Source organism: Erythrobacter sp. HA7-11, from assembly GCF_055693605.1.
Genome location: NZ_JBVFUF010000002.1, coordinates 2,773,936 through 2,791,284 on the forward strand (window position 1 = coordinate 2,773,936; position 17,349 = coordinate 2,791,284).

The window sequence follows — 17,349 nt, forward strand, 5'->3', positions numbered from 1 at the left end:
TGGCGGCCTGTTGAAAGCCGCCATCTCCGGAATATTCATGGGATAGGGCCGCTCTCGTGTCCGGTCAAACGGCCCTCATATGATGCTCGGGATTATCCCTGCGCAGGCACCAGATTGACCGCAGAGTGCTTGCCTCGTCGATCGACCTCGAGGTCGAACTCATAGCGCTCGCCCTCGTTGAGGCCTTGGAGGCCGGAACGCTCGACTGCACTAATGTGCACAAAGGCATCCGGCTGGCCATCATCGCGTACCAAAAAGCCGAAGCCCTTCATCGAATTGAAGAATTTGACTGTGCCGGTCGCTTTTTCGCCGGTCAGTTCGCGCTGAGGCGCAGCTGGCTTCGATCTCGACAGCAATCACGTCGCCGACAACCTGCAGGTCCTGAGCAGAAATCTTCCCGCCGCGATCCACAAGATTAAACTCGAGCTCCTGTCCTTCGGCCAAACCTTCGAGACCAGCACGCTCAACCGCACTGATATGCACGAACACGTCTTCACCGCCGCCTTCTTGCGCGACGAAGCCAAAGCCTTTTTGACTGTTGAAGAACTTCACCGTGCCTTTACCGGTTCCAACGACCTGAGCTGGCATGCGATTGAAACCGCCGCCACCGCCGCCGCCGCCACCACCACGTGGGCCACCGCGATCGCCGCCGCCACCGCCGCCGAAACGGTCACCACCGCCTCCGCCGCCGCCATAACGGTCACCACCACCGAAGCGGTCGCCGCCGCCGCCGTGCCTGTCATTTCCGTAATTGCCAGGAGGCGGGAAATCACCACCGCCGCCAAAAGGATCGTAGCTGTCTTCGCCGAATCCGTCGCGCTTGTCCCAGCCGCGCCGACGGCCTCTATCGTAACCCATAACTTAAAACGTACCTTACCAAACTGCCCTTCCTCCTATGCAAAAGTGCAGGGACAGCTAGCCGCACTTTGCACAGATGAGACCCGAGAAATTCTGAGTCCCACCTCGTAGATTCGCACGCATAGCGCACAAAGGCATGCTTTGCGAACGATTTAACCCAACATTTGCCTTATCTCGCATGATTGTGACAATTTCGCGCATGATGCACGCTTGCTTCGCTTGGAACATTTGACCAAGACTTGCACCAGATGGTGCTTCAACTGCGCCAACTTCATCGAGGTGTTTTGCAATGAGTGATTTTCGCCAGTTGTCCGAAACGGTTTTTGCCAGCCCGCAAATCAGCCAAGAGGAGATTGAGGCTGCAGCCGAATTCGGCGTGACGCTTATCATCAACAACCGTCCGGATGGAGAGGAGCCAGCAGCCCCGCAAGGCGACGAGGTAGAAGCGGCGGCGCGGGCGGCTGGAATTGACTATTTGGCGATCCCGATCGGCCATTCAGGCTTCAGCGAGCCACAAATTGCGCAAATGCAAGAAGCCCTGAGCGGAGCTCAAGGCAAAGTGCTGGCCTATTGCCGGTCGGGCACACGTTCGACTTTTCTATGGTCGCTGGCGCAAGCTCGAAGCGGAGGCGAACCCGACGCAATTGTCAGTGCAGCCGCGGTCGCGGGCTATGATGTGACGCCCGTCAGACCGATGCTCGACATGCTGTCAGCTCAAGCCAAAGGCTGAAAGCCAACCTTATTTGCGATAATCAAGCGGCGGCTCGCGGTCGCCGAGCAGCGACTTGTATTCATAGTCTGCGCCACGCGCGGCGTCGAATTCGGCTCTCGCATCCGCTCGCAACTGAGGATTGGTATACAATTCCGCCGCCATCAGGGCCATTGCCTTTGCCGCCACTTGAGCGCCTTTGTGACCAATCGAGTGCCCGCTTGCGGCAACAGCTTGCCAGGTGTGAGCGCTGGTTCCCGGTACCCAGGTTGCGGTGCGCACACCGACTGTCGGGGTCGCATAGGACACGTCACCAACATCGGTTGAGCCATAGCCAAGACTCTTGGAATACTCACCAATCTCGCCTGCGCTTTCGAGCGGCAGGGCCGCATCGCCGAGCGACTTCTGTATCTCTTCGGCCCATGCGCGTTCTTCCGCCGTATACTCGACGCCGCCGACCATGCGCAGCTTCTGGTCCATAACACGAGCAAGTGCTTCGTTGACGAGCAAGGGATTGTTACCGTGGATCACCTCCCACTCGACCTCGGTGCCTGTGCCCATCGCGGCGCCGCGCGCGGCGTTTTCTAGCCGCCCCCAGATCTCCTCAACACCGTCAGGATCAGGATGACGGACGTAGTAGAACACCTCAGCGAAGTCGGGGACGACGTTTGGAGCGTTGCCACCTGACGTGATGACGTAATGCATGCGTGCATCCTGCGGCATGTGTTCGTGCAGCATATTGGCCATCATGTTCATCGCCTCAGCGCCATCGAGTGCGCTACGTCCGCGCTCTGGAGCGCCAGCAGCGTGAGCGGAGATACCAGTAAAGCGAAATTTGGCTGAGCGGTTGGCAAGACTCGTGCGAGCCGCCGCGCTGTTTTCGTCATCGGCATGCCAGTGGATCGCGATGTCGACATCGTCGAACATGCCAGCGCGCGTCATGTAGACCTTGCCCGAGCCGCCTTCCTCTGCCGGCGTACCATAAAGCCGGATGCGGCCCGGCGTTCCTGTTGCGTCGAGCCATTGCTTGACTGCAATCGCAGCCGTCAGCGAAGCGGCGCCGAAGAGATTATGCCCGCAAGCGTGACCAGCATGCTTGCCAGCGACCGGATCGCGCGTAGCAGCAGCAGACTGATTGATACCGGGGAGCGCATCCATCTCTGCGAGGATAGCGATCACTGGTCCGCCCTCGCCCCATTCGGCCACAAAGGCGGTCGGAATCTCGGCGATGCCGGGCGTGACCTCAAAGCCCTCTCTCGCCAGTTCGGTTTGCAAAAGAGCAGTGGTCTGCGTTTCGAGATAGCCCACCTCGGCCAAATCCCACAATTCCTGTGCGACCCGTTCAGTGCGATCCTTCTGCGCAGCGACGAGTTCGAGCCGGGTCATGATTGTCAGCGGCCAACGGGGCCGAACCAAGCGCAAAAGCACACAGGGCAGTGCGGGCGAGAAATTTCATAGCAATCTCCTTGCAGCCCTGCTTGCCGCAAAGAAACGCTCATGCCAATCCTGCTCATCATGGAAATTGACCCGCAACTTTTGATCTACGGTGGATCGCTCGTCGCAATCCTTTTTGTCGCAGGGCTTACGCTAGCGCTTGGATTGGGCCGCGGTGCAGTGCTCGCCAATCACAAGCAGGCAGCGCGCGCGGCGAGCGAAGTGCATGATGGCTTTGCGGCGAGCGAAAGCGCTATTGGACACGACGGTAAGACAGCTGTGCTGCGCGACAATGCTGGCCGGTTCGTCGTTCTCAAGGTCCACGGCGCACATTTCGCCGGGCGCGTGCTCGATGCGAATGCGAGCGCGGAGGCGCGGGACGGCGTGCTCACCATCAACGCGAGCGAGACGCGTTTCGGCACGGTCTCGATAGCAACTGACGATGCCAAAGCTTGGGCCGAAGCAATCAATCGGGTAAAGAGGACGTGCGATGCCTGAACTACCCGACTTCTCTGTGACCCAAATTGCCGTGCCGTTCTTCGTCCTCGCGATCCTGATCGAACTCGGATGGGCGCGGCTCCGGGCGCCGGAAAGCTATGAACCCAAGGATACGCTGGTCAGCCTCGCCTTCGGATTGGGTTCGACCATCGCAGGCGCGATATTAGGCGGATTTGCGCTCGCAATCTTCATCGGGGCTTACGAATATCGCCTCTTCGATATTAGCGAGAATTGGTGGAGCCCGCTTTGGGCCTGGCCGGTCGTGTTTGTGCTCGACGATTTCAAATACTACTGGGTGCACCGCGCCGGACATCGCATCCGCTGGATGTGGGCCGCGCATGTCAATCACCACTCAAGCCAGCACTACAATCTGTCGACCGCACTCAGGCAGACGTGGACAGGATCCTTTACCTTTGGCTTCCTCTTCGCATTGCCGCTGGTCCTGATCGGCTTCCATCCGGGTATGATCGCGGTGTGTGGCGGGATCAATCTGGTCTACCAGTTTTGGATCCATACCGAGGCGATCGACAAAATGCCGCGCTGGTTCGAAGCGGTGATGAACACGCCGAGCCACCACCGCGTCCACCACGCCACCAATCCGCGCTATCTGGACCGCAACTATGCCGGCGTCTTCATCGTCTGGGACAAGATGTTTCGTACGTTCGAGCCCGAACGCGATGATGAAAAGATCCGCTATGGAATCGTCAAACAACTTGGCAGCTTCAACCTCTTATGGGCTGTTTTCCATGAGTGGATCGGGATGATTAGTGATATCTGGCGCGCTCCGTGGCGCCACAAACTCTCTTATCTCCTGCGCGAGCCCGGCTGGACGCATGATGGCAGCCGCGAGACATCCGATATGATCCGCGCGCGCTGGCTTGATCGCACTGGCCAAATCGAGCCCGCAGTTCCGGTGGCGGATCGAAACCCGATTGCGGGAACCAATAAGGCCGCCTAATCATCTCTCCCTAGAGGAGAGATCATGGAAAGTTTCGATTACATCGTCATTGGCGGCGGAAGCGGCGGCAGCGCGGCAGCGGGTCGACTTGCGGTCGACGGCACCAAGCGTGTGTGCCTGGTCGAAGCCGGCGGGCGCAACGACAATGTGTTGATCAAGACGCCGGGCTTCATGCCCTTCATCCGCAATTCCTCGAATTATAAATTCGACACCGTCCCGCAAAAGGGGCTGAACGACCGCATCGGCTACCAACCGCGCGGCAAGGGTCTGGGCGGATCGTCGGCCATCAACGCAATGGTATACATTCGCGGCAACGCCTGGGACTATGACAATTGGGCGGCGTTGGGCTGCACCGGTTGGGCCTATGAAGACGTACTGCCCTATTTCAAAAAGGCCGAAGCGAACGAGCGCGGCGCGGACGAATATCACGGCGATGGCGGCCCGCTTTTCGTGTCTGACCTCATCTCCCCCAATCCAACAAGCCACGCATTCGTGGAAGCGGCGAACGAAATGCAGCTGCGCCGTAACGATGATTTCAACGATGAAACCCAGGAAGGTTTCGGCCTCTATCAAGTTACGCAGCGCAATGGCGAGCGTTGGTCCGCCGCCCGCGCCTATGTCGAACCCATTCGCGAGCAAGGCAATTTCGCGATCCGCACGAACACGCTGGTTGAAAAACTGGTTATCGAGCAGGGGCGCGTTACAGGAGTGCTGGTCAAAAAGGGCCGCCGCAGCGAAATGCTCTACGCGCGCCACGGAGTGATCCTCGCGGCGGGCGCTTTCAACAGTCCGCAAATCCTGATGCTCTCGGGCGTAGGCCCAGCTGAGCATCTCAAGGAGCATGGCATTGATGTCGCGCTGGATCGCCCGGCGGTCGGGTCGCACCTGCAAGACCATCTCGACTACGTCTCGGCATGGGAGACGGAAAGCGACGTGCCGATTGGCGGCACGCTTAAAGGCACCCTGCGGATGGCCGCCGCCATGCTCGAACACCGTCGCAACCGCACCGGCGCGATGACCACCTGCTATGCCGAGGCGGGCGGTTTTTGGACTGTAATGCCAGATTCCCCGGCACCAGATGTGCAATGGCACTTTGTGCCCGCGGTGCTCGAAGATCATGGCCGTGAAAAGGTGAAAGAACATGGCTTCTCGCTCCACGCCTGCGTGCTCCGGCCAGAGAGCCGAGGCACTGTGCGACTTGGATCGAAGGACGCAGCCGCTCCCCCAGTGATCGACCCCAATTTCCTCGATGATGAGCGCGATCTCGCAGTGCTGCGCGCAGGTATCCGCTTGTCACATCGCATCGTCGAGGCGCCAGCTCTGCAGGAATACGGGCCGACCGACCGCTATCCGATCGACCTCAATGACGATGATGCGCTGGACGAATTGATCCGAAGCCGCGCGGACACTGTCTATCACCCGGTCGGCACCTGCCGCATGGGCGCAGATGATGACAGCGTGGTCGATCCGACCTTGAAGGTGCGCGGGCTCGAAGGGCTCTGGATCGCGGATGCCAGCATCATGCCAAAGATCGTGAGCGGCAACACCAACGCGCCGAGCATTATGATCGGCGAACGCTGCGCTGAGTTCGTGAAAGCCGCGACTGCTTGATCACAGACAATAGAAAAGGGGCCGAAGCCGAAGCTCCAGCCCCTCTCAATTTTTAGCCCAAGCTTAGAACGACTGGCGCGCAGTCACTCCGAACGTGCGCGGCTGACCGATGCGATAGCCAAGGCGTGCGCGGCCTCCGCGCTCACGGTCGAATGAAAGCAATGCGTTCTCGTCAAACACATTGTTGACGTATGCCACCAGGCTCAAACCGTTGTCGAAATCGACACCTGCGCTCAGGTTTACAAGTTGATAGTCATCGAGCAACAGGTTCACTGTCGTCGCTGCATCAGCTGGCGCGCCGCCGAACGGCAGGCCATGCACGAAAGTGCGCGGGTTGTTTTCCTGGTCAGCAGGCTGCGTGAAGCGCGATCCCACATGCGTCACCGACGCGGAGATATACGCCTCGGCATTGTCCGACACAGGGAATTCGTAGCTGCCGCTCGCGGCGAACTGGAACTCCGGAACCGACGGCAGGCGATTGCCTTCGCGGATGCCGGTCGCTTCAGCCAATGCGCCAGGAAGCGTGGTATCGAATTCCGCTTCGATCCAGCTGCCCGAAATGTTTAAGTTCAGGCCTTCAACGGGGCTGAAGCCAAGCTCAGCCTCGACGCCCAACGTATGCGCATCGGGGACGTTAAAGACGATCCGCGATGAGCAGCTGCCGGCATCCAGCGTAACCTGAAGGTCGCTGATGTCATTGTAGAAGCCAGCAGCGTTGAAAGTGAAACCATTGCCCTGCGCCTTCACGCCCAGCTCATAGTTCCACAGCGTCTCGTCATCGTAATCCTGAAAGCCGCCGAACAAAGCGAGATCTTCCGCATTACAGAGCGGGGTGTTGAGCGGATCGTTCACCCCGCCAAGCCGGAAGCCTTGCGATGCCTGCGCATTGATCGTCAGGTCAGGATTGATCTCGTAGCTGAGCAGGAAGCGCGGCGTAAAGCCATCGGACGATGTCTCATCAACCACACCCGCATCGCCATTGGCGAAAAGACCGCCCGTGGTGATCGTGCGGGTTTCCTCGAAATCATAATAGCGACCGCCAGCCGTGAAGGTCAGCGCGTCGGTGATTTCCCAGTTTGCTTCACCGAAGATCGCGAGTTGCTCAATGGTGTAGGGCAAATCCGAGTTGAACGGGGAATCGAGGTTCGGGAAGCCATTGGCAACTGCTGCCGATGTACCCGCACCCAAAGTTGCGTCTGTCGCCGCGGCGTAGCCCGGTGTGGGCAAACGCTGGCGATAGAAGCGATCGGTTTCCGAATAGAAGCCGCCGATCACCCACTGGATCGGCCCGTCGTAATCCGAGGCGAACCGAAGTTCCTGCGTCAGCGATTGAACATCGGTCGTGTCGCGCAGGTTCGATGGCAGAAGAACCGCCGCCTCAGGGTAACCAAGGTCGACCGAGACCGAGCCCGTAAGAGCGCTGGCGTCGCGGCTGACGAGAATTTCACGGTCCGTGAACGAGCTAACCGATGTCATCGTGACCGGGCCGAGGTCCGCTTCGACGACGAGGTCAGCGATCAGCGTTTCATCCTCGAATTCCTCGCGCAGCAGCAGGAACTGCTCGCGTTCGCCCAGTTGATTGGGGACGGTGAGGAACTCGTTTGCGAAAAGGCTGAAGAATTCTTGGCGGTTGAAGCCGTCGGCCTTCACTTTTTGATAGACAACGCGCGGCGTGATGCTGAAACCTTCGCCGGTATCGACCCGCAAGGCTACCCGGCCACCATAGCGCTCACCGCTGTTGACGTCCTCGCCTCCAGCGGGTCCTTGTGCATTAATGAAGCCACCATATTCGGTGTAATAACCGACCGCGCGGACGGCGGTGTTATCGCTGAGCGGCAGGTTGACTGCACCCTTAAGATGCCAGCCGAGATCATCGCCATCGACAAGATTGACGTTGCCTTCCACCAGGCCTTCTACACCGTCAGTCGTCGGTTGGTTGGTAATGTAGCGGATTGTGCCGCCGACCGAGCCTGAGCCGAACAGAGTGCCTTGCGGGCCGCGCAGGGTCTCAACGCGATTGAGATCAAACAGGTCGAGGTCAGGCGTGAACAGCGAGAGCGAGATGACGGACTCGTCAAGATAGACGCCGACCTGCTCTTTCACGCCCGGTTGGTCACGAACGACCTGACCGGCGGAAACACCGCGGACCGAGACTTGGCTCTGACCCGGCCCCAAGTTTTGAACCGAGAGGCCCGCAACATTGCGCGAGAGATCTTCCAGCGTCACTGCACCGGAACGCTGAATGTCTTCCTGCGTCTGCGCGTTGATGGAGAACGGAACGTCTTGAATGGTAGTGTTCCGTTTTGTCGCGGTCACGACGATGACGTTTCCGCCAGTCTGCGTGTCAGCGCTTTCTTCGCTATTAGAATCTTGCGCATATGCGGGTGTGGCTGCGAGCGAAATTGCGCAGCCTGCCATCAGAGCGGTGCGTAGACTTGTCGGTGAAAAGTGCTTGGGGGATCGCATCAGTTCTCTCCTATTGCTTCGGTATTTTCTCCGAATGGGGTAAATCAGCGCCCAGATTGAATGAAATGCAAGAGTCCGTCGTTTCATCGATTCGAGATTTGCTGCACCTGTAACCCACTGGCCACACGTCCAATTCGCGAAAAAAGAGGCCGGAACGCAGATCGCGTTCCGGCCTTGGTGAGAGTTGTTGTTCGCAGGAGGAACAAGGGTTAGCGGGGAGAGAGGGAGAGGAGAGAGCTCCCCCGCTAATCTGGGTATTCTTTGTCTGGTCGCATCGCGGAAAGCGAAAACCGGTTTCCACTCTCCGTGCGATGCTGACCCCTAATTGTAGGCGCGCTCCCCATGTTCGGAGATGTCGAGCCCGTCGACTTCGGTTTCTTCGTCGACCCGCAGACCGATGATCGCCTTCACAATCATGGCAGCGATAAATGTACCGGCTGCAGCCCAGGCGATCGTTACAAGGACGCCAAATGTCTGTATCCAGAGCTGCGAGCCCAAGGCGACCGATCCGTCGCCAGGTCCGCCAATGAAGGGCTGGTAGACGAGGCCCGTGCCGATTGCGCCGACTATGCCGCCGATGCCGTGGATGCCGAATGCGTCAAGTGAGTCGTCATAACCGAACTTGGCTTTGACCTTCGCAACGAAGAAGTAGCAGACTGCTGACGATGCGATACCGAGCAGGATCGCTCCGAATGGACCGCTGTTGCCTGCTGCTGGTGTCACTGCGACGAGGCCAGCGATCACACCCGAGCAGAAGCCAAGGGCCGATCCCTTATGGCCAGCTGCGCGTTCGATCACCATCCAGGTCAATGCACCTGCTGCCGTTGCAACAAAAGTGTTGATCATGGCGAGACCAGCCGAGGCGTCCGCTTCGAGCGCGGAACCGGCGTTGAACCCAAACCAACCGACCCAAAGCAAACCTGTGCCGACCATAGTCATGGTGAGGCTGTGCGGTGGCATTGGCTCATTCGGATACCCGCGACGCTTGCCAAGCAGGTAAGCAAGCACAAGGCCGGAAACACCCGCGTTGATGTGAACCACAGTGCCGCCTGCAAAATCGAGCGCGCCGTCTTCAAACAGCAGCCCGCCACCAGCCCAGACCATGTGAGCAATCGGGAAATAGACGATTGTCAGCCAGATCGGTACGAATGCCATGACCGCGTTGAACTTCATCCTTTCAGCCGTCGCGCCGAGGATCAGTGCTGCAGTGATCGCCGCGAAGGTCATCTGGAAGCTGATGAAGACAAACTCGGAAATCACTTCATCGGTGAAAGTAGCAGCAGTGCTTGATGCATCTATGCCTGCGAGAAACGGCACGCCCCAGCTGAAGAAGGCATTCCCTTCAGGACCAAAGGCGGTCGAGTACCCCCACATCACCCAAATCAGCATCGCGAGCGAGGCGGTCGCGCCGATCTGCGTCATAGTGGAAAGCATGTTCTTGGAACGGGTCAGTCCGCCATAGAAGAGCGCGAGACCCGGTAGGATCATCAGCATGACGAGGACTGTTGCGGTCATCATCCAGGCATTGTTGCCGGGATTGGGTACAGGTGCAGGCGTTGCCGCAAGCGCGGGCTGAGCCAGAACCAATCCGCCCAAAGCAACCGCGCCAAATTTCATCAGTGTTGTTTTCATTGTCTGTGTCCCCGTCAAAGCGCGGTCTCACCGGACTCGCCGGTGCGGATACGAGTTGCCGATGCGAGATCGAGCACGAATATCTTGCCGTCACCGATCGCTTCGGTGTTGGCTGTCTGTTGGATGGTCTCGACCACCTGCGCGGCGATCTCGTCGCTCGCAGCAATTTCGAGCTTCACTTTCGGCAGCATGTTGGTTGAGTATTCCGCGCCGCGGTAAATCTCGGTCTGACCCTTTTGGCGGCCAAATCCTTTGACCTCAGATACGGTCATTCCAGCGACACCGATCGCGCCCAGCGCTTCGCGGACTTCATCGAGTTTAAATGGCTTTATGATGGCGATGATGAATTTCATCCGTGCCCCCTTTTATCCGCCGGTCAGCTCCGGCGAACAAAGAACAGCAAAAGGCGTGCCAGATTTGCGAACACGCGAAAACGGTCGGATTCCGCGATTCATTTCGCAACTGCGGAATAATACCTGCCTAAAAATTAACCTCTTGCTCGGTTTTTAAGCAACTCGACAGATTTGGTGGTTCATTCGCCCGCGATGTAGCGGTCCGTTGGCCGGGTCGGCAGGCCATCGATGCTCGCAATTCGTGTCGCCATCTTCGCCTCCCACTCGGCGGGATCAGTCTGCCGGTGCGCTTTCTTGAGTGTCTCGCGCTCCGCCTCCAGCGTCATCAGAGGGACGCCCCAACCGCAACTTGTCTGCACGCTTTCGATATCGATCACGAAAATCTGGCGCGTGCCGGGCAGAAGAGTGAAGTGCTCGGCGAGGCTCTCCCAACCATCGTCCTGCGGCAGGACCGGCACGCCGCGACCATAAATGCGCAGGATGTTTGCAGGCTGCTGGAAATTGCAGAACATGATCGTGATGCGCCCATCGGCACCCAGATGGGCATGTGTCTCATTGCCCGAGCCGCCGAGATCCAAGTAAGCGACGCGCTTGGGACTGAGTATTCGGAAAGCGTCATATCCCTTGGGGCTGAGATTGATCCGACCTATCGGCGCGGAGGTCGCGACGAAGAACACCGGCTGTTTTTCGATCATCGCGATATGCTTGTCATTCAGCGTGTCGAAAAATTCAGCCATTGTCGGACTCCTTTAAGGGATCAGAGGAACTCTCTTAGCACATCCATAAATCGGTCGAACTTGTCATGGTGCAGCCAGTGGCCGGCCTCCTCAAATTCGATCACCTTCGCGGTATTGAAGTGCCCCAGCCGACCGTCTTTTTCTGGGTTGGAGGCCCAGCTGTCCGCGCCATAGAGCAGCAATGTCGGGCACGTGATCGCCGCCCAGGTCTGTTCGACGAACTCGTCCGCGACATCCTCGACACCCCATACATTGAGGTGTGGGTCGAATTTCCAGCTGTAGGTGCCATCCTCATTGCGGTTTACGCCGTGGACGGTCAGGTGCCGCGCTTGCTCTTCGGTCAGGTACGAGTTTTCCTCGATCATCCGGGCAAAGGCGGTTTCGATGGACTCATACTTGCGCGGGGTTCGGCCAGCCGCCTTGCGCTTCTTCTCGATCCACTCTGCCATGCGCTGCGGGTAAGGCGTTTTGCGCTGCTCGGCTTTCCAATCGGGGCTCGGCCCCAAGCCTTCGATCGCCACCAGTTTGGTGACCATATCAGGGAACATGCCGGTGTAGCGAAGCGCGACATTGCCGCCCATAGAATGGCTGACAATCGTCACCGGTCCGCGCCCGAGCTGATGGATCAGCTGCGCAAGATCATAGACCATGTCGTTCGAATTGTAGTTACCGTCCGACACCCAATCACTGTCGCCGTGACCGCGGTGATCCATCGCGACAACGTGATAGTCGGCGCAAAGCTGCTCGGCTGTCCAATCCCAACTGCGCGCATGGTCGCGCCCGCCATGTACCAGCACCAAGGGCGGTTTCTCACGGTCAGCCTTGGTCTGTGCCCAATCGAAATAATTGAGCTTCAGACGCTGGGAAATAAAGGTTTGGGAGGTCGGGCCGGAAACAGTCATGGGGCTCCCTTGCCGCGAAGCGCGCGGACCCGCAAGCCTGCGTGTGCGGCTAGCGCTCTTTGGTCGCTGAGAAGCTCAGATCCGGGTTCTTTTCCATCTGGTAATTCACATCCCACGGGCTCTTGGCCATGAAGACAAGATCGCCATCGCGGTCTTTTGCAAGGTTCGGGCGGTTGAAACTTTCAAAGTCGGCGAGCGCCTGGCCCTCGCCCTTGATCCAGCGCGCTGTGGCAAACGGCGCAGCTTCCAATGCTGCTTCCACCTTGTACTCCGCCGAAAGCCGCGAGATCAGCACTTCGAGCTGAAGCTGGCCGACGACACCGACAATGTGCTGCGCGCCGAGCTCTGGATAGAAGACCTGAATGACGCCCTCTTCTGAAAGATCATCGAGCGCCTTGCGAAGCTGTTTGGTCTTGGTGGGGTCTTTGAGCTGCACCCGGCGCAAGATCTCCGGCGCGAAGTTGGGCAGGCCAGTGAAGCGGATCGCATCCTTCTCGCTTAGCGTATCACCGACGCGCAAAGTGCCGTGATTGGGGATGCCGATGATATCGCCCGCCTCGGCGGTATCAGCAATCTCACGGTCTTGCGCGAAAAACATGATCGGAGAGTGGATCGCGATCGGTTTGCCGAGGCCCGAAGGTGTTAGCTTCATGCCGCGTTTAAACGTGCCGGAGACCTGCCGCATGAACGCGATCCGGTCACGGTGGTTCGGGTCCATGTTCGCTTGAACCTTGAAGATGAAGCCGGTGACTTCATCGCGCTCGGGTGAGATCTGCTCTTCGCCTGCTGGCTGCGGGCGTGGCGGCGGCGCATGGGTCGCAATTGCGTCGATCAGTTCGGTCACGCCGAAATTCTTGAGCGCAGAGCCGAAATAAACCGGCGTCAGATCGCCATTGCGATATGCCTCGAGATCGAATTCGGGATAGCCGATCCGTGCGAGCTCGATTTCCTCGGCCCATTCCTCGGGGATCGCAGCGTCGGAATCGCGCGTGCCGAGGAACTCCTTTGAGGCGCCTTCGGGTCGGCTGACTTCGCCGCTCGCGAAATCGAGAATGCCTTCGAACTGTCCGCCCATGCCAATCGGCCACATTTGCGGTGAGACATCGAGCGCGAGTTGATCGGCGACTTCATCGAGCAGTTCAAAGCCTGGACGCCCCTCGCGGTCAACCTTGTTGATGAAGGTAATAATGGGCACGCTGCGCAGGCGGCACACTTCGAACAGCTTGCGGGTCTGCGGCTCGATCCCCTTGGCCGCGTCAATCACCATCACCGCGCTGTCGACCGCGGTCAACGTGCGATAGGTGTCTTCTGAGAAATCCTCGTGCCCCGGTGTATCGAGCAGATTAAAGGTGATCGTCTCACCGTCATACTCTTTCTCGAAGGTCATCACAGACGACGTGACCGAGATGCCGCGCTGCTGCTCGATCTTCATCCAGTCTGAGCGCGCCCGACGTGCTTGCCCGCGTGCCTTAACCTCCCCCGCGAGGTGGATCGCGCCGCCTTGCAGCAGCAACTTTTCAGTCAGCGTGGTCTTACCTGCGTCAGGGTGCGAGATGATCGCGAAAGTGCGGCGATTGGACATAGGATATCAGCGCGCGAGGACTAACCGCGCAGCTCTGCTCCCTGCTTGGCTGCACTGGCGACAATCGCATCAGAAATCGCCTTCAGATCGGCATCCTTATAGCTCGCCTCCTGAGGTTGCAGCGTCACCTCCAAAGCAATCGATTTCTTGCCCTCCGGCACGTGTCCGCCGGTGAACACATCGAAGATGCGCGCGGCGACGATATTGGTCTTATCAGCAGATCGGACTGCGCGAAGGAGGTCTGCGGCTGAGGTGCTTGTAGGAACCAGAAACGCGAAGTCGCGGGTCACCGCTTGCATGGCAGGCGGGCTGTAAGAAGCCCGCGCAAATCCAACAGCACCCTTCTTGCGCGGCAGTGCATCCAAGAACAGCTCGACCGCTGCGACCGGCCCGTCGAGGTCGAACGCCTTCAGGGTCGCCGGATGCAGCATCCCGAACCGCGCCAGCACGTTCTTCGGACCCAAACGCAAAGTCCCCGATTGGCCGGGATGAAACTCGCCCCCGGCCTCGCCCATCACCATCAGGTTCCCGGTTGGAGCGCCCGCTGCTTCGAGCAGATGCAAAGCCGCCGCCTTGGCGTCATAGGCATCAAAGCCCTGCGCCTTGCCGTTCGCCCAGCCGCGCCGCAGCTTCTCACCGGCAAGCAAGACACCCAAAGTCGCACGCTCATCGCTCGCGCCATTATCCCCGCGGAAATAGCGCCGCCCTAGCTCGAACAGACGCGTTCCCGCAGCGCCGCGATCCGCATTGCGAGCCGCCGCCATCATCAGGCCCGGCAACAGAGATGGCCGCATCGCCTTCATGTCTTCGCTGATCGGGTTGTCGAGCTGCCACAACTCCTCACCCTCGGCAGCAAAGTGCCGCGCCGCACCTGTCGGCAGGAACGACCATGTCACCGCTTCATCCAAGCCGCTCGCCGCCGCCGCACGGCGCAATTTGCGCTCAAGCACCTGCTCAGGCGAAGCAGTCGGTCGCGCCACGCCATCAAGGCGCGGCAGCGCAACACTTTCAACCCTATCGAGGCCGTGAATCCGCACGATCTCCTCGACCAGATCAGCCGCGCCCTCAATGTCGTGACGGCGCAGCGGACACGTAACATTCCACGAGCTATCAACCGCAAAGTCCAGGCTCTCGAGAATGCGCTTCTGCTCGTCCGCGGGCACATCGACGCCGCCCAAACGCTTGGTCATCGCGGTGTCAAACGCAATCACCTTGGCCTCGGACGGAGGCGAACCAGCATGCACCGCCTCGCTCACCGTGCCGCCGCCCAGCTCTGCGATCATGCCCGCAAGCAGGTCGAGGCCATCGGCCAAAAATGCCGGATCAACCCCGCGCTCAAACCGCGTGCGCGCATCCGATGCCAAGCCCAGCTTGCGTCCGGTCACGCCGATCCGCGCAGGCTCAAAGTAGGCGACCTCGAGCAACACTTCGGTGGTATCATCGGATACGCCGGTTTCCTCGCCGCCCATAATGCCGCCAATGTCATGCGCGCCATTGTCGTCGGCAATCACCACCATGCTGTCATCGAGCGTGTAGGTTTTCTCGTTGAGCGCGGTGATCTCTTCGCCGTTCTTGGCGCGGCGCGCGACAATTGCCCCCTTCAGCTTCGCCACGTCATAGGCGTGAGTGGGGCGGCCAAAGGCCAGCATCAGATAGTTGGTGAGGTCGACCACCAGAGAAATCGGGCGCTGGCCCGCACTCTTCAGCCGCTGCTGAAGCCAGTCGGGTGACTTGCCGTTTTTAACACCTGAAATGACGCGGCCATAGAACGCCGGACAGCCTTCGGGATCGTCCGTGCGGATTTCGACCGGGCACGCGCCCTGCTCTTCAAAGCCTGGGAAGGCGACCGGCTTCAGCCTGCCAAGACCCGCTGCGGCCAAGTCGCGCGCAATCCCGTAAACACCCATGCAATCAGGGCGGTTGGGCGTGATCGCAACGTCGATGATCGGCGATGATCCCTGATAGTCAGCAAAGCTGTGGCCGACGCTCGCATCCTCGGGCAGCTCGATGATGCCATCATGCTCATCACCCAGTTCCAGCTCGCGCACGCTGCACATCATGCCATTGGATTCGACGCCGCGAATGGCGCTTTTCTTAAGCTCCATGCCGTTTGATGGAACCACCGCTCCCGGTAGGCCGAGCACGCCTTTCATCCCGGCGCGCGCATTGGGCGCACCGCACACGACCTGCAAAGGACCGCCTTCACCGGTGTCGACCGTCAGCACTTGCAGCTTGTCGGCATCTGGATGCTTTTCGGCGGTCAAAACCTTGGCGACCTTGAAGCCCGCAAGCTTGTCTGCCGGGTCTTCGACGCCTTCGACCTCGAGGCCAATTGCGTTCAGCGTGTCAGTGATCTCGGCCAGCGACGCATCGGTTTCGAGATGGTCTTTCAGCCATGTGACGGAGAACTTCATGGGCGAGCTCCCACACCAGCGGAAAGGGTCGGCTGATCGAACGGCGAGAAGCCGTAATGTGAAAGCCAGCGCGGATCGCCATCGAAGAAGGCGCGCAGATCATCCATTCCGTATTTGAGCATGGCGAGCCGGTCGACGCCCAGTCCCCAGGCGAAACCCTGCCACTCCTTTGCATCGAACCCGCCCATTTCGAGCACGCGAGGATTGACCATGCCGCTGCCGAGCAGCTCCATCCAGTCATGGCCTTCATCATCACCCGATCCGCCGACCACGCGGCGTCCACCTTCATTGGCATAGCCGACATCGACCTCGACGCTCGGCTCGGTGAAGGGGAAGTAGGATGGGCGCAGGCGCAGCACGATATCCTCGCGCTCAAAAAAGGCCTTTAGGAAGGTCTCGAGCGTCCATTTGAGATGGCCCAGATGAATGCCCTTGTCGATCACCAGACCTTCGATCTGATGGAACATCGGCGTGTGGGTCGCATCGCTGTCTGAGCGGTAAACGCGGCCCGGCGCGATGATGCGCACCGGCGCGCCGCCAGGATTGGCCTTGGCAATTTCCTTCATCGTGCGGATTTGCACGGGGCTGGTGTGCGTCCGCAAAAGCATTTTTTTCGGGCCTACCGCTTCGCTACTTGAGGCCGATTGCTCGCCGCCGTCAGCGCTCTTGTCCGGGAAATAGAACGTGTCGTGCATCGCGCGCGCAGGGTGCGATTCATCCATGTTGAGCGCGGTGAAATTGTGCCAATCGTCCTCAATCTCTGGCCCGGTCGCCACAGCAAAGCCAAGGTCCGCGAAAATCTCCGCCAGCTCGTCCATCACCTGGCTGACAGGATGCACCGATCCGCTCGGCATGTCGGGTGCGGGCAAAGTGAGGTCGATCGTCTCGCTCGCCAGCTGAGCTTCGAGTTCGGCGGCTTCAAGCGCGTCTTTCTTGGCGGCGATAGCGTCAGCGATTTCCGCGCGCACGGCCTGGATCGCCGGCGCAGCTTCGGCCCGCTCCTCGGGGTTCATCCCGCCCAGCGTCTTGAGCGCGAGGCTGACCCAGCCTTTCTTGCCGAGCGCGGCGACGCGCTGCTCGTCGAGCGCTTCCAGCGTCTCAGCGCTATGTATCGCGGCCAGAGCCGCTTCTTTTTGCGATGTCATTTCGGTCATGTCGGAACCTGTTGGATGGAGCGCGTCCGCTAGCGGGATTC

The 17,349-nt window shown here is 59.5% G+C and carries 13 protein-coding genes and 1 pseudogene; 4 read left to right on the plus strand and 10 right to left on the minus strand.

The genetic code is table 11. The features are described 5' to 3' along the window. Positions 1-92 precede the first annotated feature (92 nt). A pseudogene (locus ACZ1GU_RS14225) lies at positions 93-858 on the minus strand (cold-shock protein). Positions 859-1,147: 289 nt separating this feature from the next. On the opposite strand from ACZ1GU_RS14225, the gene ACZ1GU_RS14230 reads away from it, so the two are divergent. Next, a complete protein-coding gene (locus ACZ1GU_RS14230; protein ID WP_472648603.1) occupies positions 1,148-1,588 on the plus strand; it encodes a protein tyrosine phosphatase family protein in 441 nt (146 codons plus the stop codon). Positions 1,589-1,597: 9 nt separating this feature from the next. Here ACZ1GU_RS14230 and ACZ1GU_RS14235 read toward each other — a convergent pair whose 3' ends face one another. Continuing rightward, the gene (locus tag ACZ1GU_RS14235) at positions 1,598-2,953 is read right to left on the minus strand and encodes an amidohydrolase (RefSeq protein ID WP_472648604.1); all 1,356 of its coding nucleotides are present in this window, start codon (positions 2,951-2,953) and stop codon (positions 1,598-1,600) included. A gap of 111 nt (positions 2,954-3,064) precedes the next feature. On the opposite strand from ACZ1GU_RS14235, the gene ACZ1GU_RS14240 reads away from it, so the two are divergent. Genes ACZ1GU_RS14240 through ACZ1GU_RS14250 form a run of 3 tightly spaced genes read left to right on the plus strand, consistent with a single transcriptional unit; the run spans position 3,065 to position 6,068 of the window. Next, on the plus strand, positions 3,065-3,499 hold the full coding sequence (locus ACZ1GU_RS14240; protein ID WP_472648605.1) for a hypothetical protein: 435 nt from the start codon (positions 3,065-3,067) through the stop codon (positions 3,497-3,499). Beyond that, complete coding sequence (locus ACZ1GU_RS14245) at positions 3,492-4,457, plus strand: sterol desaturase family protein (RefSeq protein WP_472648606.1); 966 nt, start codon at positions 3,492-3,494, stop codon at positions 4,455-4,457. The genes ACZ1GU_RS14240 and ACZ1GU_RS14245 overlap by 8 nt, the downstream gene beginning before the upstream one ends. Before the next feature lie 24 nt (positions 4,458-4,481). Further along, complete coding sequence (locus tag ACZ1GU_RS14250) at positions 4,482-6,068, plus strand: GMC family oxidoreductase (protein ID WP_472648607.1); 1,587 nt, start codon at positions 4,482-4,484, stop codon at positions 6,066-6,068. Between the two features lie 63 nt (positions 6,069-6,131). On the opposite strand, the gene ACZ1GU_RS14255 is transcribed toward ACZ1GU_RS14250, so the two are convergent. The 8 genes from ACZ1GU_RS14255 to pheS all read right to left on the minus strand — a co-directional run bounded on the left by ACZ1GU_RS14255 (position 6,132) and on the right by pheS (position 17,308). Then, entirely contained in the window at positions 6,132-8,534 is a 2,403-nt protein-coding gene (locus tag ACZ1GU_RS14255) for a TonB-dependent receptor (protein WP_472648608.1), read from the minus strand. Positions 8,535-8,855: 321 nt separating this feature from the next. Beyond that, positions 8,856-10,151 (minus strand): ammonium transporter, encoded by a 1,296-nt coding sequence (locus ACZ1GU_RS14260; RefSeq protein ID WP_472648793.1) that lies wholly within the window; start codon positions 10,149-10,151, stop codon positions 8,856-8,858. Positions 10,152-10,180: 29 nt separating this feature from the next. Continuing rightward, the gene (locus tag ACZ1GU_RS14265) at positions 10,181-10,519 is read right to left on the minus strand and encodes a P-II family nitrogen regulator (RefSeq protein WP_472648609.1); all 339 of its coding nucleotides are present in this window, start codon (positions 10,517-10,519) and stop codon (positions 10,181-10,183) included. A gap of 179 nt (positions 10,520-10,698) precedes the next feature. Beyond that, positions 10,699-11,256 carry a pyridoxamine 5'-phosphate oxidase family protein gene (locus ACZ1GU_RS14270; RefSeq protein WP_472648610.1) on the minus strand — a complete coding sequence of 186 codons (558 nt, stop codon included), beginning with the start codon at positions 11,254-11,256 and terminating at the stop codon, positions 10,699-10,701. A 20-nt stretch (positions 11,257-11,276) separates the two neighbouring features. Further along, a complete protein-coding gene (locus tag ACZ1GU_RS14275) occupies positions 11,277-12,158 on the minus strand; it encodes an alpha/beta fold hydrolase (protein ID WP_472648611.1) in 882 nt (293 codons plus the stop codon). A gap of 49 nt (positions 12,159-12,207) precedes the next feature. Next, positions 12,208-13,740, minus strand: a complete 1,533-nt coding sequence (locus ACZ1GU_RS14280; protein WP_472648612.1) for a peptide chain release factor 3 — start codon at positions 13,738-13,740, stop codon at positions 12,208-12,210. A 20-nt stretch (positions 13,741-13,760) separates the two neighbouring features. Next, positions 13,761-16,154: a phenylalanine--tRNA ligase subunit beta gene (gene pheT / locus ACZ1GU_RS14285; RefSeq protein ID WP_472648613.1), complete on the minus strand. Its 2,394-nt coding sequence runs from the start codon at positions 16,152-16,154 to the stop codon at positions 13,761-13,763. Next, the gene (gene pheS / locus ACZ1GU_RS14290) at positions 16,151-17,308 is read right to left on the minus strand and encodes a phenylalanine--tRNA ligase subunit alpha (RefSeq protein ID WP_472648614.1); all 1,158 of its coding nucleotides are present in this window, start codon (positions 17,306-17,308) and stop codon (positions 16,151-16,153) included. The genes pheT and pheS overlap by 4 nt, the downstream gene beginning before the upstream one ends. Between the last annotated feature and the right edge of the window lie 41 nt (positions 17,309-17,349).